The sequence below is a fragment of the Pseudomonas fakonensis genome, from assembly GCF_019139895.1.
Classification (GTDB): domain Bacteria; phylum Pseudomonadota; class Gammaproteobacteria; order Pseudomonadales; family Pseudomonadaceae; genus Aquipseudomonas; species Aquipseudomonas fakonensis.
On record NZ_CP077076.1, the window covers coordinates 4,652,905 to 4,674,138 of the forward strand.

Annotated in this window: 17 protein-coding genes and 1 tRNA gene; all 18 read right to left on the bottom strand. The window is 62.1% G+C overall.

Annotated features, from left to right (window positions below; genetic code table 11):
• Nucleotides 1-155 precede the first annotated feature (155 nt).
• The 18 genes from KSS94_RS20435 to KSS94_RS20520 all read right to left on the bottom strand — a co-directional run bounded on the left by KSS94_RS20435 (nucleotide 156) and on the right by KSS94_RS20520 (nucleotide 21,185).
• Nucleotides 156-7,676: a calcium-binding protein gene (locus KSS94_RS20435; protein WP_217839883.1), complete on the bottom strand. Its 7,521-nt coding sequence runs from the start codon at nucleotides 7,674-7,676 to the stop codon at nucleotides 156-158.
• 480 nt (nucleotides 7,677-8,156) lie between these two features.
• A tRNA-Lys gene (locus KSS94_RS20440) sits at nucleotides 8,157-8,232 on the bottom strand.
• Between the two features lie 61 nt (nucleotides 8,233-8,293).
• Complete coding sequence (queC, locus tag KSS94_RS20445; RefSeq protein WP_217839884.1) at nucleotides 8,294-8,968, bottom strand: 7-cyano-7-deazaguanine synthase QueC; 675 nt, start codon at nucleotides 8,966-8,968, stop codon at nucleotides 8,294-8,296.
• Between the two features lie 10 nt (nucleotides 8,969-8,978).
• The gene (gene queE, locus KSS94_RS20450) at nucleotides 8,979-9,626 is read right to left on the bottom strand and encodes a 7-carboxy-7-deazaguanine synthase QueE (protein WP_217839885.1); all 648 of its coding nucleotides are present in this window, start codon (nucleotides 9,624-9,626) and stop codon (nucleotides 8,979-8,981) included.
• Nucleotides 9,627-9,915: 289 nt separating this feature from the next.
• Nucleotides 9,916-10,725 carry a tol-pal system protein YbgF gene (gene ybgF, locus KSS94_RS20455; protein WP_217839886.1) on the bottom strand — a complete coding sequence of 270 codons (810 nt, stop codon included), beginning with the start codon at nucleotides 10,723-10,725 and terminating at the stop codon, nucleotides 9,916-9,918.
• A 6-nt stretch (nucleotides 10,726-10,731) separates the two neighbouring features.
• Nucleotides 10,732-11,229 carry a peptidoglycan-associated lipoprotein Pal gene (gene pal / locus KSS94_RS20460; RefSeq protein ID WP_023381906.1) on the bottom strand — a complete coding sequence of 166 codons (498 nt, stop codon included), beginning with the start codon at nucleotides 11,227-11,229 and terminating at the stop codon, nucleotides 10,732-10,734.
• A 54-nt stretch (nucleotides 11,230-11,283) separates the two neighbouring features.
• Nucleotides 11,284-12,534: a Tol-Pal system beta propeller repeat protein TolB gene (tolB, locus tag KSS94_RS20465; protein ID WP_217843633.1), complete on the bottom strand. Its 1,251-nt coding sequence runs from the start codon at nucleotides 12,532-12,534 to the stop codon at nucleotides 11,284-11,286.
• Nucleotides 12,535-12,581: 47 nt separating this feature from the next.
• Nucleotides 12,582-13,658: a cell envelope integrity protein TolA gene (tolA, locus tag KSS94_RS20470; protein ID WP_217839887.1), complete on the bottom strand. Its 1,077-nt coding sequence runs from the start codon at nucleotides 13,656-13,658 to the stop codon at nucleotides 12,582-12,584.
• The gene (gene tolR / locus KSS94_RS20475) at nucleotides 13,658-14,110 is read right to left on the bottom strand and encodes a protein TolR (protein ID WP_039603824.1); all 453 of its coding nucleotides are present in this window, start codon (nucleotides 14,108-14,110) and stop codon (nucleotides 13,658-13,660) included. The genes tolA and tolR overlap by 1 nt, the downstream gene beginning before the upstream one ends.
• Nucleotides 14,111-14,124: 14 nt before the next feature.
• Nucleotides 14,125-14,820 carry a protein TolQ gene (gene tolQ / locus KSS94_RS20480; RefSeq protein ID WP_217839888.1) on the bottom strand — a complete coding sequence of 232 codons (696 nt, stop codon included), beginning with the start codon at nucleotides 14,818-14,820 and terminating at the stop codon, nucleotides 14,125-14,127.
• A 2-nt stretch (nucleotides 14,821-14,822) separates the two neighbouring features.
• Nucleotides 14,823-15,275: a tol-pal system-associated acyl-CoA thioesterase gene (ybgC, locus tag KSS94_RS20485; RefSeq protein WP_217839889.1), complete on the bottom strand. Its 453-nt coding sequence runs from the start codon at nucleotides 15,273-15,275 to the stop codon at nucleotides 14,823-14,825.
• Nucleotides 15,276-15,400: 125 nt separating this feature from the next.
• A complete protein-coding gene (ruvB, locus tag KSS94_RS20490; protein ID WP_217839890.1) occupies nucleotides 15,401-16,447 on the bottom strand; it encodes a Holliday junction branch migration DNA helicase RuvB in 1,047 nt (348 codons plus the stop codon).
• The gene (ruvA, locus tag KSS94_RS20495; RefSeq protein WP_217839891.1) at nucleotides 16,444-17,061 is read right to left on the bottom strand and encodes a Holliday junction branch migration protein RuvA; all 618 of its coding nucleotides are present in this window, start codon (nucleotides 17,059-17,061) and stop codon (nucleotides 16,444-16,446) included. Before ruvA ends, ruvB begins: the two co-directional genes overlap by 4 nt.
• 108 nt (nucleotides 17,062-17,169) lie before the next feature.
• Nucleotides 17,170-17,694 carry a crossover junction endodeoxyribonuclease RuvC gene (gene ruvC / locus KSS94_RS20500; RefSeq protein ID WP_217839892.1) on the bottom strand — a complete coding sequence of 175 codons (525 nt, stop codon included), beginning with the start codon at nucleotides 17,692-17,694 and terminating at the stop codon, nucleotides 17,170-17,172.
• 107 nt (nucleotides 17,695-17,801) lie between these two features.
• Nucleotides 17,802-18,554, bottom strand: a complete 753-nt coding sequence (locus KSS94_RS20505; RefSeq protein ID WP_217839893.1) for a YebC/PmpR family DNA-binding transcriptional regulator — start codon at nucleotides 18,552-18,554, stop codon at nucleotides 17,802-17,804.
• 109 nt (nucleotides 18,555-18,663) lie between these two features.
• Entirely contained in the window at nucleotides 18,664-20,439 is a 1,776-nt protein-coding gene (gene aspS, locus KSS94_RS20510; RefSeq protein WP_217839894.1) for an aspartate--tRNA ligase, read from the bottom strand.
• A 92-nt stretch (nucleotides 20,440-20,531) separates the two neighbouring features.
• A complete protein-coding gene (locus KSS94_RS20515; protein WP_217839895.1) occupies nucleotides 20,532-20,753 on the bottom strand; it encodes an FmdB family zinc ribbon protein in 222 nt (73 codons plus the stop codon).
• A gap of 93 nt (nucleotides 20,754-20,846) precedes the next feature.
• A complete protein-coding gene (locus tag KSS94_RS20520) occupies nucleotides 20,847-21,185 on the bottom strand; it encodes a ribbon-helix-helix domain-containing protein (protein WP_217839896.1) in 339 nt (112 codons plus the stop codon).
• Between the last annotated feature and the right edge of the window lie 49 nt (nucleotides 21,186-21,234).

Sequence of the window (21,234 nt, forward strand, 5' to 3'; positions counted from 1 at the left end):
TCCGCCGGGCCAATGACTGGTTGGTGGAGCCTTAGCCTGTACCGGCCCTATCGCTGGCAAGCCAGCTCCTACAGGGGCCGCGCTGGCCTGGCGACAGTCAAAACGCCATAGGAGCCGGCGTTGCCGGCGATCACCGGCAACGCCGGTGCAGCAGGTCAGGCGACGAAATCGGACTGCGCCAGGGTGGTGACCCCGGTCAGGACGATTTCGAAGGCCTGGTTCACACCGTCCACCGTACCGTGCAGTACGCCCGAGTCCAGATACACCTGATTGGCCCCATTCACCGCTGCGGAATTGGCAACCAGGGTAAAATTGCCAATCCCCGTCAGGTCGATCTGGTCCACCCCCGACACAAAGTCGCTGATGGTGTCACGGGTAGCTGCGGTATTGCCCAACTGGCTCAACGCATCGAAGGCAAAGGTGTCGCTGCCCAGCCCGCCGGTGAAGACGTTCTGCGAGCTGTTGCCCACCAGTATGTTGTCCAGGGTGTTACCCACCAGGTTGAGCTTGACCCCCTCCTCGGTCTGGCTCACATCGAGGTTCTCGATATTCGCCCCCAGGGTCAGGGTGGTAGCCGCAAGCCCGGCCGTACCGCCGAACGCCACGATGGCATCATTGCCCTGGCCGGCCTGCTCGATCACCGTATCCTGCAGCGCGTTGCCGGCCATCAGGTCGACGAAGTACAGGTCATCGCCGGCACCACCCTCCAGAATGTCCACGCCACCAAAGCCATCGAGCACGTTGTTGCCACTGTTGCCGATCAGGTGGTTGGCCAACTGGTTGCCGAACGCGTCGATATCGTCAGTACCGGTCAGCGTGAGGTTCTCAAGGCTGGTGCCGTCAAGGTCGAAGGTGATACTGGAGATCACCGTGTCGATACCGGCACTGTCGATGATCACATCGCCCACATCGTCCAAGTAGTAGGTGTCATTGCCCGCCCCGCCGTTCATCACATCTGCCCCGGCGCCACCATCAAGCACGTTGGCCGCGGCGTTGCCGGTCAAGGTGTTGTCCAGTTCGTTGCCGGTGAGGTTGTAGGCCACGGTGCTGGTCAGGATGGCGTTCTCGACATTGCTGCCGAGGGTGTAGGTGCCACCCGCCGTGGCGATGGCCACGTTGACCAGGTCGATACCGGCGTCGTGGCCTTCGATCACGCTGTCGCCGAGGCTGTCGACGGCGTAGGTGTCGTTACCCTGGCCGCCATCCATCTGGTCATTACCGGTGCTGCCGATCAGGGTATCGTTGCCCACCCCGCCCAACAGGGTGTCGTTGCCGGCGCCACCGTTGATCACGTTGTCGGCATCGTTGCCGGTAATCACGTTGTTGGCCGCATTGCCAGTGAGGTTGAGCAGCACGCTGCCGGTGAGGCTGGCGTCGAGGTTCTCGAGGTTGCTCGCCAGGGCCAGGGTAGCCAGTGTTGCCGCATTGTTGCCGCCAACCAGGCGCAGCGTGTCAGTGCCCTCGTTGGCGTTCTCGGTCACGCTGTCCACCAGGGCATTGGCATTGCTCAGCTCGACAATGTAGGTGTCGTTGCCAGCACCACCGCGCAGGGTATCCACACCGCCCAGGCCATTCAGCACGTTGCCGCCACTGTTGCCGATGATGATGTTGGCCAGCCCGTTGCCAGTGGCATTCACATTGGCCGTGCCGGTCAGGGTGAGGTTCTCGACATTGTCGCCAAGGATACAGTCGAAGGCCGAACGTACCGTGTCGACGCCACCGCCCGCCGCTTCCACCACAGTATCGTTGACGCCGATGACATAGGTATCGTCCCCACCCAGCCCCGCCAACACGTTAGCCGCGCTGCTGAGCGAACCGGCGAGGATGTTGGCCGCATCGTTGCCGGTGCCGTTGATGGCGTCACTACCGGTGAGGATCAGGGTTTCCAGGCCTGCGCCGAGGGTATAGGTAATCGATGCCTCGACCGTATCGACACCGGCCGTGTCGCTGACCAGATCGCCTGCGTTGTCCACCACATAGGTGTCGTTGCCCGCTCCACCTTGCATGTTGTCGGCGCCCAGGCCGCCGTCGATGCGGTTGGCCGCAGCGTTGCCCACCAGGGTATTGGCCTGGGCATTGCCGACAAGATCGTAGGCCACGGTGCTGGTCAGTTGTGCGATTTCCAGATTGGCGCCCAGCACATACAGCCCGCCAGCGGTGGCGATGCCCACATTGACCCTGTCGGTTCCTTCGCCCGCCTGCTCGATCACGACATCGCCCGCATTGTCCACCACGTAGGTGTCGTTGCCGCCATGGCCGATGAGGGTATCGGCGCCCGCCAGGCCATCGAGGGTGTTGTTGCCATCATTGCCCTGGATGAGGTTGCTGGCCGCGTTACCAGTAAGGTTCAACGACAACGTGCCAGTATCTCGGGCATCGACGTTTTCCAGGTTGCCGTCGAGTACAAGGGTGGTGACGATGTTGTTGTCGAATGCGCTGGCCAGGGTAAGGGTATCGATGCCCTCGCCAGCGCGCTCGATCACCTGGTCCTCCAACTGGTTGCCAACAGTGAGGTCGACCACGTACTGATCATTGCCAAGCCCCCCCTGCAGGGTATCGACCCCACCCACGCCATCGAGCTTGTTGTTGCCGCTGTTGCCGAGAATGACGTTGGCCAGGTTGTTGCCCTTGCCATCGATGTTGCCCACCCCGACCAGAGTCAGGTTCTCCACGTTGTCGCCCAGAATGTAACTGAAGGCCGAGCGCACCGTATCAATGCCACCGCCCACAGCCTCCACCACGACATCGTCAGCGCCGACGACGTAAGTGTCGTTGCCGCCCAGCCCCGTGAGCACGTTGGCTGCGCTGTTCAGTGAGCCGGCGAGGATGTTGGCTGCCTCGTTGCCGGTGCCGTTGATGGCATCGCTACCGGTGAGGATCAGGGTTTCCAGACCCGCGCCAAGGGTGTAGGTGATCGACGACTCGACCGTATCGGCACCGGCCGTGTCGGTGACTCGATCGCTGACATCGTCAACCACATAGGTGTCGTTGCCCGCTCCGCCTTGCATGTCGTCAGCGCCGGCACCACCATCGATACGGTTGGCCGCGGCGTTGCCGACCAGCTGATTGTCGCCAGCATTGCCACTCAGATCGAACGCGACGGTATTACTCAGCCGGCCGTTCTCAACGTTTTCGCCAAGGGTGTATTGCCCACCTGCGGTGGCAATGGCGACATTGATCGTATCCACGCCTTCGCCGTCGAACTCCTCGATCGCATCACTGACGCTGTCCACCGTGTAGGTATCATTACCTTCACGCCCGGCCATGAAGTCGGCACCGGCCCCACCATTGATGAGATTGTCCGTGTTGTTGCCGATCAACACGTTGTCGACGCCATTGCCGCTGAGGTTCAGGCGCACGCCACTGGCACCGCTGGCATCGATGGCTTCGAAATGGGCGGCAAGGGCAATGGTCACGGCGCTGGTCAGCGATGCATTGCCACCGCGTAGCATCAGGGCGTCAAAGCCCTGGTTGGCATTTTCCACCACCTGGTCGATGATCGCGCTGTTCTGGTCAAGGTCGAGAAGGTAGGTGTCGTCACCCGCACCACCCTGCAGCACGTCGACCCCGCCCAGGCCATCGAGGACGTTGTTGCCGTTGTTGCCGATGATGATATTGGCGAGCTCGTTGCCGGTACCATCGATGTTGTCGGTGCCGGTGAGAGTCAGATTTTCGACGTTGTCGCCGAGGACGTAGCTCTGCGCTGACTGCACGGTATCGATACCGGCATTTAGCGCCTCCACCACCGTGTCGCCGTCGCCCACGACGTAGGTGTCGTTGCCGGCCATGCCTGTCAGCGTGTTGGCGCCATCATTGCGTGAACCGTCAAGGACGTTCGCGGAGGCGTTGCCGGTTCCATCGATGGCATCGCTGCCGGTGAGGATGAGGTTTTCCAGGCTAGCGGCGAGGGTATAGGTGATCGACGCTTCCACGGTGTCGATACCTGCGGTATCGGTGACAAGGTCACCGCTATCGTCCACTACATAAGAGTCATTGCCTGCGCCGCCCTGCATATTGTCGGCACCCAGACCACCATCCAGCCGGTTGGCGGCGGCGTTGCCGATCAACTGATTGTTCTGGGCGTTGCCGGTAAGGTCAAAGGCCACGCTGCTGGCCAGCCGCGCATTCTCCAGGTTGGCGCCCAGCAGGTACAGGCCACCGGCGGTAGCGATGTTGACGTTTACCGTATCGACCCCTTCCCCGGACTGCTCCACCACCTCGTCGCCCTCGTTGTCGACCAGGTAGGTGTCGTTGCCTTCGCGCCCGACCAGGGTGTCGGCACCGGCGCCTCCATCGAGCACGTTGTCGGTGTTGTTGCCACCCAGGAAGTTGGCTGCCGCGTTACCGGTGAGATTGAGTTTCACGCCTGCGGCGCCGACCGCATCGATGTTCTCGACATTGGCCTGCAACGTGAGGGTGACTGCGCCGATCAGCAGCGGGTTGCCACCGCGCAACAGCAACAGATCGTTGCCTTCATTGGCGTTTTCCACCACCCGGTCGATGAGGGTGTTGCCCTGGTTCAGATCCAGCCAGTACGTATCGTCACCGGCACCACCCTGCAGGGTATCGACGCCGTCACCCCCGTCCAGCTCGTTGTCGCCACTGTTACCAATGATGGTATTGGCAAGCGCGTTGCCGGTTCCGTTCAGGCTCGCGGTAGTGGTCAGGGTGAGGTTCTCGACGTTGTCGCCCAAGGTGTAGCTCACGTTCGAGCGTACCGTGTCGATACCACCGTTCAGCGCCTCCACCACCGTGTCACCATCGCTGACCACGTAGGTATCGTTGCCTCCCAGGCCGGTCAGTACGTTACTTGCTGTGTTCAGCGAGCCCGCGAGGATGTTGGCGTCATCGTTGCCTGTGCCGTTGATGGCGTCGCTGCCGGTGAGGATCAGGGTTTCCAGGCCTGCACCAAGGGTGTAGGTGATCGACGACTCGACCGTGTCGACACCGGACGTATCGGTCACCTGATCACCGACATTGTCCACCACATAGGTGTCGTTACCGGCTCCGCCCTGCATATCGTCGGCGCCCAGGCCACCGTCGATTCGATTGGCGGCAGCGTTGCCGATCAGCTGGTTGTCAACATCGTTGCCCGTGAGGTTGAACGCCACGCTGTTCATCAACCGTGCATGCTCGATGTTGTCGCCCAGGGCATACAGGCCACCGGCAGTGGCGATGGCCACGTTGACCGAGTCGTCGCCTTCATCGAGGCTTTCCAGCACATCGTCATTGACGTTGTCCACCACATAGGTGTCGTTGCCGGTGCCGCCGAACATCAGGTCGGCGCCGCCACCACCATCGATGAGATTGTCGGTGTCATTGCCGAACAGCAGGTTGTCGGCGCCATTGCCAGTGAGGTTCAGTCGCACCCCGGTGGTTTCGCTGGCATCCAGCCCTTCGAAGTTGGCACCCAGGGTCAACGTGGATGCTGTGGTAAGTAGCCCATTGCCACCGCGCAGGATGACGAAGTCGATACCCTCGTTCGCCACCTCGACAACACGGTCGACAATGGCGTTATCCTGCCCGAGCTCAACCAGGTAGTCATCATTACCGGCACCACCTTGCAGGGTGTCTACCCCATCGCCACCATCGAGTGCATTGTTGCCGCTGTTGCCGAGGATAACGTTAGCCAGGCCGTTGCCAGTGGCATTCACGCTGGCCGAGCCCGTGAGGGTGAGGTTTTCGACATTGTCGGCCAGGGCATGGTCGAAGGCCGAACGCACCGTGTCGATACCGCCACCTGCGGCCTCCACCACAGTGTCGTTGACGCCGACGACATAGGTATCGTTGCCGCCCAGACCGGTCAGCACGTTCGCTGCGCTATTCAGCGACCCCGCGAGGATGTTGGCGGCATCGTTGCCGGTGCCATTGATGGCGTTGCTGCCTGTGAGGATCAGGGTTTCCAGCCCCGCGCCCAGGGTGTAGGTGATCGACGACTCGACCGTATCGGAACCGGCCGAATCGGTCACCTGGTCACCTACATCGTCCACAACATAGGTGTCATTGCCGGCCCCGCCCTGCATGTCGTCGGCGCCCAAACCACCATCGATGCGGTTGGCGGCGGCATTGCCGACCAGGATATTGGCCAAGGCGTTGCCAGTGACGTCGAACGCAACGGTATTGGTCAACCGGACGTTTTCCAAGTTGGCACCGAGGGCGTACAGCCCGCCGACAGTCGTAATTCCCACATTGACCGTATCATCGCCTTCATCAGCCTGCTCAATGACCTGGTCGCCGAGGTTGTCGACCACGTAGGTGTCGTCGCCATCATGGCCGATCAGGGTATCGGCCCCGGCCAGGCCATCGAGGGTATTGTTGCCGTCATTGCCGTGGATGAGATTGCCGGCCGCATTCCCGGTGAGGTTCAGCGTCAGAGTGCCGGTGTCCCGCGCATCGATGTTTTCCAGGTTGACGGCGAGCGCCAACGTGGTCACCAACGCATTGTCGAATGCGCTGGCCAGGGTAAGCGTATCGTTACCCTGGTCGGCAAGCTCAACGATGGTATCCTCCAGCTGGTTGCTGGCCGTGAGGTCAACTACGTACTGGTCGTCCCCCTGCCCACCGATGAGGGTATCCACCCCTCCCACACCATCGAGCTTGTTGTCGCCCACATTGCCGGTGATGACGTTGGCTAGATCGTTGCCCTTGCCCTCCAGATCAGCAGTGCCGATCAGGGTCAGGTTCTCGACGTTGTCTTCAAGACGGTAGTCGGCCGTGGAACGTACCAGGTCGGTACCGCCGCCTATGGCTTCGACCACGCTGTCTCCCTCACCGATGATGTAGATGTCGTTTCCACCAAGCCCGGTGAGCACGTTGGCGGCACTGTTCTGCGAGCCATCAAGGATGTTGTCGCCGGTGTTGCCATTGCCGCCTGTGGCATCACTGCCGGTCAGCACCAGGTTTTCGAGGGCAGCACCGAGGATGTAGCTGATCGACGACTCGACGGTGTCCACGCCTGCACTGTCGATTACCACATCGCCAGCGTCATCCACCACGTACGTGTCATCCCCCGCGCCCCCCTGCAGATTATCGGCCCCTAGCCCGCCATCGAGGCGGTTGGCCGCTGCGTTGCCGACCAGCAGGTTGTCCAGCTGGTTGCCGACAAGGTTGAAGGCAACGCTGCTGTTCAGGCGGGCATTCTCGACATTGTCACCGAGGGCGTAGGTAGCGCCGGCGGTGGTGATAGCCACGTTGACCTGATCGATGCCTTCATTGGCGCTCTCGATGACCTGATCACCTGCGCTATCCACCACGTAGGTATCGTCGCCAGTGCCACCGGCCATGACATCGGAGCCAGCCCTGCCATCGAGCAGGTCGTTGCCGGCAAACCCCAGTAGCGAATCGTTACCGGCGCTGCCGCGAATGGTGTCGTTGCCATCAAGCAGGAAGGCGTAGGTGGCCTGAGTCAAGCCGCTGCTCAGCGCGGCCTGGGCGACCGTCGCCACTTCCCTGCCAACACCGGTGAGGGTATAGACCACGCCAGTGCTGTCACGGTAAGTGATGTTCTGCAGGAGGCCGGCTGGTGCGCCGCCGGGGTAGGTGAACAGGCCGGTGAAGGTCAGCGAGCGAGTAGCGTCGCTGATGGTGAAGGTCGTACTGCCTGCCAGGGTAAGGACGCCTGTCCACAGCGGTTCATCCTGAAAGCTGAAACCTCTCGAGAACGTGATGGTCGCCATTTTGTTTCACCCATGAAATGGTCATGAAGAAAAAGGTGGCACAGGCTGCCCTTTGGCAGTAGAGAGGCCACCAGCAATTACAGCCTAGGGCGACTCAGACGAAAGGACTAATGGCAATAGGCTACAACCCTTACTTTTTAGGTAGTGGGCAGCCCCTTGAGCAGTAAGGGAAAATGAATTTTTCTACACGTGTCAAACCCTCCTGAAGAAGGATAAACGGTAGTATTTTCGACCAACGGTCAAAGACTTAGATAGCCTGCCTAAAATAAACGGAGCGCAGCTGCAGGAAAATTGACGCCAATGGAAGAGTTGCGCGCCTGGCTGCCGGATCTTTCAAGTCGGTTGTTTGACAGCACAACTGCCAGCGCTCTTGCTGGCGAGCATCGCCTGCGCTGTAGGAGAGGTTCGAATGCAGCGACCCCTGCTGGGTGTCGAAAACGAAAAAGCCCGCCATGAAGGCGGGCTTTTTCTTACTGCATATGGTGGGTCGTGTAGGATTCGAACCTACGACCAATTGGTTAAAAGCCAACTGCTCTACCAACTGAGCTAACGACCCGTTGGATGGCGCGTATATTACTGATTTCTCACAGGAAATCAACACCCCATCAGAAATATTTTCAAATATACCGGGTCGGATCGGCTACACCGGCCGCCTTGAAGCCATCGGCGCGCAGGCGGCAGCTGTCGCACTTGCCGCAGGCCCGACCGTCGTCGTCGGCCTGGTAGCACGAGACCGTCAGACTGTAGTCCACACCGCGAGCCATGCCGGCCTCGACGATCTGCGCCTTGCTCAGGTTCTGCAGTGGCGCCTGGATGCGGAAGCCCTGCCCTTCGACGCCGGCCTTGGTGGCCAGGTTGGCCATGCGCTCGAAGGCTTCGACGAACTCGGGGCGGCAGTCCGGGTAACCGGAATAGTCCACCGCGTTGACACCGATGAAGATGTCGCGCGCTTCTAACACCTCGGCCCAACCCAGGGCCAGGGACAGGAACACGGTGTTACGGGCCGGCACGTAGGTGACCGGGATGCCTTCACTCGGCGCCTCTGGCACGTCGATGCTGGTGTCGGTCAGGGCCGAACCGCCGATGCCATCGAGGTTCAGGCCGATCACCTTGTGCTCGACCACCCCCAAGTCGCGGGCCACGCGGGCCGCTGCGTTGAGCTCGGCGCGGTGGCGCTGGCCGTAGTCGAAGCTCATGGTGTAGCAGGCATAGCCCTCGGCCTTGGCCATGGCCACCACGGTGGCCGAGTCCAGACCACCGGACAGCAGGATTACAGCACGTTTGTCAGTCATGTCTTTTCTCTCAGCGTCCAGGTTCGTCGTTCCACAGCAGCTTGTGCAGCTGCAGCTGGAAACGCACGGGCAGGTTGTCGGCGACGATCCAGTCGGCCAGGTCGGTGGCGCTCACCTGATGGTGGCTCGGCGAAAACAGCACTTCACCGGCGCGTTCGGCCAGGTTGTACTGAATCAGCTTGGAGACCGCCCAATCGTAGTCCTCACGGGAACAGATGACGAACTTGACCTGGTCGTTGCGGGTCAGCAGCTCGATGTTCTCGTAGCGGTTGCGGTGCGACTCCTGCGAGCCTGGGGTTTTGAGGTCGACCACACGGCTGACGCGGGTGTCGGCGCCGGCAATGTCCAGGGCACCGCTGGTTTCCAGCGACACCTCGTAGCCGGCGTCACACAGGCGCTTGAGCAAGGGCAGCGCATTGGGCTGGGCCAGCGGCTCGCCGCCGGTGACGCAGACATAGCGCGGCTTGAAGCCGGCCACCTGCTCGAGGATCGAATCGAGGCTGCGAATGGTGCCGCCGGTGAAGGCGTAGGCACTGTCGCAGTACTGGCAGCGCAGGGGGCAGCCGGTCAGGCGCACGAATACCGTGGGCAGCCCAGCCGTGCGTGTTTCACCCTGCAACGAGTAAAAGACTTCAGTGATGCGTAATGTGTCTTGCATGATCGCCACGGGCGTGACAGCTAAACAGGCTGTCCGCCTCCGTCAGGCACTGTCGCGGACTCGACATGGCGTTATCCGCGATAGCGTGTTTGAAAAAGGGCCAAGATTTTAACGAACAACCGGGTGGTGCGTCCACCAACGTGCCTGCGGCATAACGCGCGTCCAGTGCAGGAGCCGGGCTGCCGGCGATTGCGTTTGCTGCGCGGGCCCCATCGCCGGCAAGCCGGCTCCTACAGGGGCATGAACGAAAAAACCCGCGACAGGCGCGGGTTTGATCATGAAACGTTTTTCAGAGCTTTTGCAGGTCGCGCTGGGCCAGTTGCGCGGCGGAAGTGCCGGGGTACTGGGTGACGACCTGTTGCAGGATGCCCTTGACCTTGTCGGTGTGGCCCAGGCGGCGCTCGACGTCGGCCAGCTTGTACAGCGAGTCCGGCACCTTGCTGTGCTGCGGGTACAACTGGCTGACCTTGGCGAAGGCCTGGCCTGCGCCCTGCAGGTCACCCTTGGCCAGGTTGACTTCACCCAGCCAGTATTGCGCGTTGCCGGCGTACTGGCTGTTGGGGTATTTGCGCAGGAAGGCGTTGAACGCCTGGCTGGCCTTGTCGAAGTCCTTCTGCTTGATCTGGTCGAAAGCGGCGTCGTAATACAGCTTTTCTTTCGCCGGATCACCCGGCTCGCTGCTGGCGGCCGGTTGCTGCGCGGCGCTTGCGCCTGCAGCGGCACCCGTGGCTGCGTTGTTCGCACCACCGGTGGAGGAATTGTCTGGAGCCGCTGGGGCAGGTGCACCGGTACCGATACGACGGTCCAGGTCCTGGTAGCGCTCGAGGTTTTCCTGCTTCATGCGCGACACATCGTTTTGCAGCTCTTCGATGATGCCTTGCTGGCGGGAAATCTGGTCCTGCATCTGTTGCAGCTGCATGAACAGCTGACCGTTTGCAGAAGCAGGGGCCGAAGCCCCTACCCCGGCAGACGCGCCGCTCGTGCCATAACCCGCAGGTGGGTAACCACCCGAGTTGTCATCTACTACGGGAACTGCAGCCCACGCCGAAAGCGGCAGGCTGAGTGCGAGGACGGTTACAGCACGACGGCACGTACGCATAAGAACTTACTTACGCAGTTCTACGCGACGGTTCTGAGCCCAGGACTGCTCGTCGTTGCCGGTGGCAACTGGACGCTCTTCGCCGTAGGAAACCAGCTCCAGCTGAGCAGGGGAAACGCCCTGCAGAACCAGGTAGCGCTGAACGGCTTTCGCACGACGCTCACCCAGAGCCATGTTGTACTCGCGGGTGCCGCGCTCGTCGGTGTTGCCTTCCAGGACAACGCGGTTGCCGTTGGCTTTCAGGTCCTTGGCGTGAACGTCCAGGGCGCGCATGGCTTCTGGCTTCAGATCCGAGCTGTCGTATTCGAAGTAGAAGGTGGTGATTGCGCGCAGGGCGGCTTCTTCGCTCAGGGAGCCGTCGACAGCGCCAGTGTTGGCACCGTAGCCAGCGTTCGGGTCAACAGCGCCTTCACCAGCGTTGTCACCGCCTTTCGAGGAGCAACCTACAGCTACAGCCATGGCCAGAGCCAGCGCAGCGAATTTACCAAACTTCAGCATTTCCATCGTGAAACTCCTAATGAAACCCCAGTGTGTTAAGCAAAACGTGTTACGCCGCAATCAGTTCAGGTAAGGGGACCAGGACGGTTCTCTGACTTCGCCTTGAGCGGTAGGAAGTGGGAGCCTCACACGGCCGTTAAGCGACACGAGCATCAAGACTCCCCGGCCCTGCTGGCGGGTGGCGTAGATTAGCATGGTGCCGTTTGGCGCAACAGTGGGAGACTCATCAAGACTGGTCTCGGAGAGAATCTTTACACTTCCGCGTTGCAGGTCCTGTGCCGCCACCTTGAAGTTGGTGAAACCCTGTTGGCGATGAATCATCACCAGGGTCTTTTCATCGGCAGACAGTTTTGGGTTGGCGTTGTAGTTGCCAACGAAAGTTACCCGCTCGGCACCACCACCACTGACCGACTGTTTATAGATCTGCGGTTTGCCGCCACGGTCGGAAGTGAAGTAAAGGGTGTTGCCATCCTTGCCCCAGAACGGCTCGGTATTGATACCGGGGCCGGCGGTGACACGGCTGATCTGGCGCGAAGCCACGTTCATCACGTAGATGTCCGGGTTGCCGTCCTTGGACAGCACGAACGCCAGGCGGGTGCCGTCAGGCGACCAGGCCGGAGCACCGTTCAGGCCTTCGAAGTTGGTGATCTGCTCACGACGGCCGGTGTCGATGTGCTGGACGAAGATGCGCGGGCGCTTCTGCTCGAACGACACATAGGCGATACGCTTGCCATCCGGCGCGAAGCGCGGCGACAGGATCGGCTCACGGGACTGCAGCAGGGTCACCGCGCGGGCACCGTCGTAGTCCGAACGTTGCAGCGTGTAGCGAGTGTTGTTGGTCGAGAAGCGCTCGGCAGTCACGTACAGCATGCGGGTGGAGAACGCACCCTTGATGCCGGTGAGTTTCTCGAACGACTGGTCGGCGATGTAGTGGGCCATGTCGCGCAGCTGGTCGACACCGCCAGCGACGCTGCCGGTCAGCACTTGCTGCTCGGTGGCGACGTTGAACAGCGCGTAGCTGACCTGCAGGCGCCCGCCGGCCGGCACGATGCTGCCGACCATGACGTACTGGGCGCCCAGGGCTTTCCAGTCGCGGAAGATCACTTCACTGGCCTGGCTCGGCAGGCTGATCATGTTCTGCCGCGGGATCGGCGAGTAGTAGCCGGAGTTGCGCAGGTCGTTGCCGATGATGTCGGCCATGTCTTCCGGCAGCACGCTGCCACCCTGCACACCGAACGGTACGACGGCGATGGGCGTGGCCCGATCGCTGCCGCTGGTGACCAGGATGTTCTTCTCTTCTGCCATGGCCATGCCCGCCACGCAGCAGAGCAAGACCAGGAGTCCTCTCAGACGTTTAATCACAACGCTAGATCCTCAGGTGTAAATGTCATCTTGAATGAACGATACGGATTGAACTCGTTCGGCTTCAAGCCCTGCATCTCGGTCAACCGACCAATGTTCTTCACCGCGGCTACCGCCGAGCTGTCGAACGGGCCGTCGCCACTGGATTTGGCCACGCTCACGTTGGTGATGGTGCCGTCCGGCAACATGTTGATCTGCAGAACTACCGTCATGCCTTTACGCGCAGAGGGCGGACGCGCCCAGCCTTCGGCTGCTCGCATGCGGATCAGGTCGTCGAAGTCGCCGGCCACCTGGTCACCCTGCTCATCGGCCAGGGCCTGCTGGCGTTCGGTGGAGTCGGACAACAGCTCGGCCAGGGCCTGGGCTTTCTTGTCTTCCGCCGACTTGCGCGCCGCTTCCTGTGCCTTTTTCTTCTGGGCGTCTGCAGCGGCCTTTTTCTTGGCCTCTTCAGCTGCCTTTTTCTTCGCATCCTCGGCAGCGGCTTTCTTTTTCGCGTCCTCGGCTGCTTTTTTCTTCGCGTCTTCGGCGGCTTTCTTCTTCGCCTCTTCCGCAGCTTGTTTCTTGGCTTCTTCCTCGGCCTGTTTCTTGGCCTCTTCTTCAGCCTTTTTCTTGGCGATGTCGGCTTGCTGCTTTTCAGCGGCCTTCTTCGCCTCTTCAGCCTTCTTGGCTTCGGCGGCCTTCTTCTGTTCGGCGGCCTTGGCGGCTTCGTCAGCCTTTTTCGCCTCGGCGGCTTCGCGGGCCTCTTCGGCCTTTTGAGCGGCGTCGGCTTTCTTTTGTTCCGCGGCCTTTATGGCCTCCTGCTCGACCTTCTTCTGCTCCAGCTGCTCGACTTCGGTCTGGCGCGCGGCGGTTTTCTTCGCTTCCCCGGCAATCTTCTGATTGGTCTGGGTGGTGGCCTGGCTTTTCGACTTGAGCTGGTACAGCGTAGCCTGCACGATGGGCTTGGAGGGCGGCAGCTCGGGCGTCATGGCAAAACTGACGAACAGCAGGCCGAACACCAGCACATGCAGGCCAATGGCCCAGACACTGGGCCAGAAGTAGCTTTCCGAGGCGGATGGCTCTCGCTGTTGCATCAGGGCGCCTCGGTAATCAGGCCAACGTTACCGACACCGGCCTTCTGCAACCCGCCCATGGCACCCATGACCGCGCCGTAGTCGACCGCCTTGTCGCCACGAATGAAGACCTGGGTCTGTTTGCCCTGGTCACGGCCGGCGGCAATGATCTTGGTCACCGCACCGGTCATTTCCGGCAAGGTCATGGCCTTGTCCATCTGCTTGTCGGTGTCGACTTCGCTGCCAAGGTTCCAGTAGTAGGTCTTGTCGGCCTTGATCGAGATGGTCAGGATCTGGACGTTGTTGTCCTGCGGCAGGGCTTCGCTGGAAACCTTGGGCAGGTCCACCTTCACGCCCTGGTTGAGCATGGGGGCGGTCACCATGAAGATGACCAGCAGCACCAGCATCACGTCGATGTAGGGCACCACGTTCATCTCGGCGACCGGCTTGCGTTTGTGGCGAACTCGGGCCATGGGTTTCTACCTGATCACTCTTCGCTGGTGTGTACTTTGCGGTGCAGAATTGCCTGGAACTCGTCGGCGAACGTGTAGTAACGGCCGATCAGCGTTTCACTGCGCGCAGCGAAACGGTTGTAGGCGATGACCGCCGGGATGGCTGCGAACAGGCCGATAGCGGTGGCGATCAGGGCCTCGGCGATACCGGGGGCCACGGTGGCCAGGGTCGCCTGCTGGGCGCTGGCCAGGCCGCGGAAGGAGTTCATGATGCCCCACACGGTACCGAACAGGCCGATGTACGGGCTGGTGGAACCGACGGTGGCCAGGAACGGCAGGCTCTGCTCGAGTTTTTCTTCCTCGCGCGAGATGGCAACGCGCATGGCACGGCCAACGCCTTCCATCACCGCGTCAGGGTCGACACCCGGCTGCTGGCGCAGGCGCGAGAATTCCTTGAAGCCGGCACGGAACACCTGCTCGACGCCCGAATCCGGGTCCGGGTTGCTGCCGGCCTGGCGGTACAGCTTGGACAGATCGATGCCCGACCAGAAGCGCTCTTCGAACGCGTCCAGCGCACGACGGCCGGCACGCAGCATGGTGCTGCGCTGGAAGATCATGATCCACGAGGTAACCGAGGCGGCCACCAGGGTCAACATGACCAGCTGAACCACGACACTGGCATTGGCGACCAGGCTCCACATGGAGGTATGGTCGACGACGGTTGCTTCCACGCTTATTCTCCTGCGTTGGATTGAGTACCCGTGCTGTCCGCCAGGAAGGCGTCACGCAGTGCTGGGGGAATGGCCCGGGGTTTGAAAGTGTCGGCACGCACGGCGGCCACCAGAAACTGCCCTTCGCAGAGCAGCGTTTCATCTTTGCAGCGCCACACCTGCTGCACGAAGCGCAGGCTGGCGCGGTTCAATTCGGTTACTTGCGCGGTCACCCGCAACTCGTCGTCCAGCCGCGCCGGCGCGTGGTAGCGCGCTTCGCTGGAATGGACCACGAACAGAAGGTTGTCACCGGCCAGCTCCAGCTGGGAAAACCCCAGGTGACGCAGGCGCTCGGTACGCGCACGCTCCATGAACTTCAGGTAGTTGACGTAGTAAACCACCCCACCGGCGTCGGTATCCTCGTAATAGACGCGACAGCGGTGTGCGAACGGTTCCAGCCCATTTTGCGCGCGCATACTCTAGTGCTTACTCCTGTGCTTGCCAATCCGCTGCGGCAACTGTTTTTGCATCGATAATGTCTTATTGCCAGCGCCGCTGCGGCGTGCCTGCGGTAGGACCACAAAAACGCCGGTTCGATCTGTCATTCGTCGTCTTGCGCGGCATATTCACCGCCCTCGCAGAAGCGCCCGGGGATGTTCAGGCCGAAATGCAGGTAGGCGTGGCGAGTGACCACACGGCCTCGGGGTGTGCGCATGATGTAACCCTGCTGGATCAGATACGGCTCGAGCACGTCCTCGATAGTGTGGCGCTCTTCGCCAATGGCCGCCGCCAGGTTGTCCAGGCCCACCGGGCCGCCGTCGAATTTTTCGATCATGGTCAGCAGCAGGCGCCGGTCGGAGTGATCGAAACCACGCTCGTCGACATCGAGCAGGTTCAGCGCCATGTCGGCGACTGCCTTGGTGATCTCACCCTTGCCACGCACCTCGGCGTAGTCGCGCACCCGCCGCAGCAGGCGATTGGCGATACGTGGCGTGCCACGTGCCCGGCGGGCGATCTCGTAAGCGCCCTTGTCGTCCATCGGCAACCCGAGAATGCTCGCCGAACGGCTGACGATGGTGGCCAGGTCGCGGTCGCTGTAGAACTCCAGGCGCTGGACGATACCGAAGCGGTCACGCAGCGGGTTGGTCAGCATGCCGGCACGGGTGGTGGCGCCGACCAGGGTGAACGGCGGCAGGTCGAGCTTGATCGAGCGGGCCGCTGGGCCTTCGCCGATCATGATGTCGAGCTGGAAGTCTTCCATGGCCGGGTACAGCACTTCCTCGACCACCGGCGACAGGCGGTGAATTTCGTCGATGAACAGCACGTCGTGGGGTTCGAGGTTGGTCAGCATCGCCGCCAGGTCGCCCGGGCGCTCGAGGATCGGGCCGGAGGTACTTTTCACCGACACGCCCATTTCGTGGGCGATGATGTTGGCCAGGGTCGTCTTGCCCAGGCCCGGCGGGCCGAAGATCAAGGTGTGGTCGAGGGACTCGCTGCGCCCACGCGCGGCCTGGATGAACAGCGCCATCTGCTCGCGCACCACCGGCTGGCCAATGTAGTCCTCCAGGCTCAACGGGCGAATCGCGCGGTCCTGGACTTCTTCGCGGTCACGCCCGGAGGCGGCGATCAGGCGGTCGGTCTCGATCACTTGGTAATCATCCCTTTGAGGCTGCGGCGGATCAGCTCTTCACTGCCCAGGCCTGCCTTGTCCTTGATCGCGGCGATGGCCTTGCTGGCCTCTTGCGGCTTGTAGCCCAAAGAGACCAGGGCGCTGACCGCGTCGGCCTCGGCGGTGGATTCGCTGGCCACCGGCAGCGGGCCGTCGGAAACCAAAGTGAACATGGCCGGGGAGGTTTCCCAGGCCTTGAAGCGGTCCTTGAGCTCGACCAGCAGGCGTTCGGCGGTCTTCTTGCCAACCCCGGGCACGCGCACCAGGGCCGAGGCATCCTGGGCCTGCACGCAGCGCACCAGTTCGTCTACTTCAAGCCCCGACATCAACGCCAGCGCCAGCTTGGGGCCTACGCCGTTGAGCCGGATCAGCTCGCGGAACAGCTCACGCTCGCGCTTCTCAGCGAAGCCATAGAGCAAGTGGGCGTCTTCACGGACCACCAGGTGAGTGTGCAAGGTGACCACCTCACCCAGCTTGGGCAGGCGGTATAGCGTGGTCATGGGGACTTCGAGCTCGTAGCCCAGGCCGCCTACATCGACAATCAGGTGCGGCGGCTGTTTTTCCGCCAGGGTACCGCGCAAACGTCCAATCACGTTCCGATCCTTCCTCTCGGGCGCCGGTCGAAAACCGGTTCACCCTATCAGCAAATGTGCCGGGAGAACGCTCCCCCCGGACAAAATGTGTATCAGCGCATGAAGCGCTTACAGACGCAAGCGCCCGCCACGTCGTCGTGCCGTGCTCAGGCCATGGGGGATCAGGCTGGAGCGGGTGTGGGCGTGGCACAGGGCGATGGCCAAGGCGTCGGAGGCGTCTATCTGCGGCTTCTTGGTGAGTTTGAGCAGGTGCATGACCATCAGCATCACCTGTTCCTTGTTGGCACCACCGGTGCCCGCCACGGCCTGCTTGACCTGGCTGGCGGTGTACTCGGCAATCTCAAGGCCGGCTTCGGCGGCGGCGACGATGGCTGCCCCGCGGGCCTGGCCGAGCTTTAGCGCCGAGTCGGCGTTGCGCGCCATGAACACCCGCTCGATGCCCATGGTCACTGGGCCGTGCTGGCGAATGATCTCGCTGACGCCGCGAAAAACCACCAGCAGGCGGTCATGCAGCTCGCCGTCGCCGGTGCGGATGCAGCCTGAGGCCACGTACTCGCAGCCGCGCGCGGTCTGGCGGACCACGCCGAAGCCGGTGATGCGCGAGCCGGGGTCGATACCAAGAATCAGAGTCATAACGCCTTCGCGATTGTGCAAATTTTACCAACGCAATCGCGGGGCAAGCCTGCTCCCACGCACGTGGGAGCAGGCTTGCCCCGCGATTGCACCGGCAGCCGGTTCGGTCAGCCCAGCGCTTCCATGATCTCGTCAGATATCTGCGCATTGGAGTAAACGTTCTGCACATCGTCCAGGTCTTCGAGCATGTCGATCAGCTTGAGTACCTTCTCGGCCCCGTCCTGGTCCAGTTCGGCACTGGTGGTCGGCTGCATCACGATCTCGGCGTCCGAGGCCTTGAAGCCGGCTTCTTCCAGGGCGTTGCGCACGGCGTAGAAGCTGTTGAACGAGGTGAACACCTCGAACGAGCCGTCTTCGTTGGCCACCACGTCATCGGCGTCGGCCTCCATGGCGGCTTCCATCAGCGCGTCCTCGTCCACCTTCAGTTCGGCGGCGAAGCTGATCTGCCCCTTGCGCTCGAACAGGTAGGCCACCGAACCGTCGGTACCCAGGTTGCCGCCGCATTTGGTGAACGCGTGGCGCACTGCAGCTGCGGTGCGGTTGCGGTTGTCGGTCATGGCCTCGACCATGATCGCCACGCCGCCCGGGCCGTAGCCTTCGTAGCTAAGCTCTTCGACGTTGTCGCTTTCGTTGGTGCCGGCACCACGGGCCACCGCGCGATCGATGATGTCGCGGCTCATGTTGGCGCCCAGGGCCTTGTCCAGCGCCAGGCGCAGCCGCGGGTTGGAGGCCGGGTCAGGCCCGCCTTGCTTGGCGGCGACGGTCAGCTCGCGGATCCATTTGGTGAAGACCTTGCCTCTCTTGGCATCCTGGCGTTCTTTGCGGTGCTTGATGTTCGCCCACTTGGAATGACCGGCCATAACGACTCCAAATCCTTGAAACAGAAACAGGTTCCGCCCCGAAGGGCGGAACGCGAAGAAGACTGCGCTAAAGCGCGGGGGCGCCCTGTTACCGGGGCGCCCCGGCCGATCACTCGACCTTGGTCTGCTCGCGCAGACGGATGTGCAGCTCGCGCAAGGCCTTGGCGTCGACCTGGCCTGGGGCCTGGGTCATCACATCGGCGGCGCTCTGGGTTTTCGGGAAGGCGATCACTTCACGGATCGACTGGGCGCCGGTCATCAGCATGACCAGGCGGTCCAGGCCGAAGGCCAGGCCACCGTGGGGTGGTGCGCCGAACTTCAGGGCGTCGAGCAGGAAGCCGAACTTCTCTTCCTGTTCCGCCGCCTCGATGCCCAGCAGGCGGAACACCGCTTGCTGCATTTCCTTACGGTGGATACGGATCGAACCGCCACCCAGCTCGGTGCCGTTCAGGACCATGTCGTAGGCACGGGACAGGGCGGCGCCCGGGTTGGCCTCGAGCTCTTCCGGCGAGCATTTCGGCGCGGTGAACGGGTGGTGCAGCGCGCTGAAGCTGCCGTCTTCGTTTTCTTCGAACATCGGGAAGTCGACCACCCACATCGGCGCCCACTTGCAGGTCAGCAGCTCGAAGTCGTGGCCCAGGCGGATACGCAGCGCGCCCAGGGCTTCGCTGACCACCTTGAACTTATCGGCACCGAAGAACACGATGTCGCCGTCGACAGCGCCCACGCGGTCGAGGATGTTGTTGAGGTTGGCCTCAGGGATGTTCTTGACGATCGGCGACTGCAGGCCTTCGACGCCTTTGGCGCGCTCGTTGACCTTGATGTAGGCCAGGCCCTTGGCACCGTAGATGCCGACGAACTTGGTGTACTCGTCGATCTTGCTGCGCGGCATGCTGGCGCCGCCTGGCAGGCGCAGAGCGGTGACGCGGCATTTCGGGTCGTTGGCGGGGCCGGCGAAGACCTTGAAGTCGACGTCTTTCAATTGGTCGGCAACGTCGACCAGCTCCAGCGGGATGCGCAGGTCAGGCTTGTCCGACCCGTAGCGGCGCATGGCCTCTTCGAAGGTCATGTGCGGGAATTCGCCGAACTCCAGGTCCAGGACCTCTTTGAACAGCTTGCGGATCATGCCTTCGGTCAGGCCCATGATCTCGGCTTCATCAAGGAAGCTGGTCTCGATGTCGATCTGGGTGAATTCCGGCTGGCGGTCGGCACGCAGGTCTTCGTCGCGGAAGCACTTGGCGATCTGGTAGTAGCGGTCGAAGCCGGCCACCATCAGCAACTGCTTGAACAGCTGCGGCGACTGCGGCAGGGCGAAGAAGCTGCCGGCGTGGGTACGGCTGGGTACCAGGTAGTCGCGGGCGCCTTCGGGCGTTGCGCGGGTCAGGATCGGCGTTTCGACGTCGAGGAAGCCGTTTTCGTCGAGGAAGCGGCGGATGCTGCTGGTGATGCGCGAACGCAGGCGCAACTTGTCGGCCATTTCCGGGCGACGCAGGTCGATGAAGCGGTAGCGCAGGCGGGTTTCTTCGCCGACGTCGGAATATTCGTTCAGCGGGAACGGCGGGGTTTCGGCTTCGTTGAGCACGTTCAGCTCGTAGCCCAGCACTTCGATGCCACCGGAGGCCATGTTCGGGTTGACCGCGCCTTCAGGGCGGCGGCGCACCTTGCCGGTGATCTGCACGACGTATTCGCTGCGCACGCGGTCGGCGTTGGCGAAGGTTTCGGCGCGATCCGGGTCGAACACGACCTGGGCCATGCCTTCGCGGTCACGGATATCGAGGAAGATCACCCCGCCGTGGTCGCGGCGACGATGGACCCAACCGCAAAGGGTGATTTCCTGGCCGTCCAGGCTCTCGTTCAGTTGGCCGCAATAATGGCTGCGCATCATGATGGTGTTCGCTTCTCGTGATTCGTGTATTCGGTAAAGGTCTGGCCTGCCCAGGGGGCTAATACTGCAAGACCTGCTCGGTGCAATTCAACTCAGTCAGCCTTGTCGCCGCCTGCCAGGTTCTTTTTTGCCCCGGTCTTGAAGTCGGTCTCGTACCAGCCGTTGCCGCTCAGGCGAAAGCCGGGGACCGACAGCAGTTTTTTCAACGCGGGTGCCTGGCACGCCGGGCAATCGCTCAGCGGCGCGGCGCTGATCTTCTGCAGGGCCTCGAACTGGTGCGCGCAGGCGCCACATTGATAGTCGTAAAGGGGCATGGGTGTCTCTCGTCAACCACATCGCACGCTGCCCAAGGCAGCAAAGAGCGGGATTATATATGGTTAAGGGAAGCAGTGCAGCCCGCCCGGCGATCAGTCGGCGTCGGGTGCTTCCTGCAGCCAGGCCACGCAGATGACCCGCACCAGGCCGCTGAAATTGCGCACCCCGCCATGGCGCAGGTGCACTTCACGGTCCAGGTATGACAATACAGCGCTGACCGAGCAGTGATTGGCCAGGGCGATGCGCTCGAGGATGCGCCAGTAGACCACCTCCAGGCGCAGGCAGGTGGCAAAGCCGTTCAAGCGCACCGAACGTGAGACCGGCCCGGCCTGCGCCATGTCGAAGTCGGCCCTGAACGGGTCGATACTGGGCTTGCCTGCCCGCTGCCCCTGCCTGACACCGCCATCGACCCCGCGCACCCCGTCATTCATCGCTTTGCTCCCTGTGGCGACACGACCTTTCGCCTAGGCGAGCAGGTCA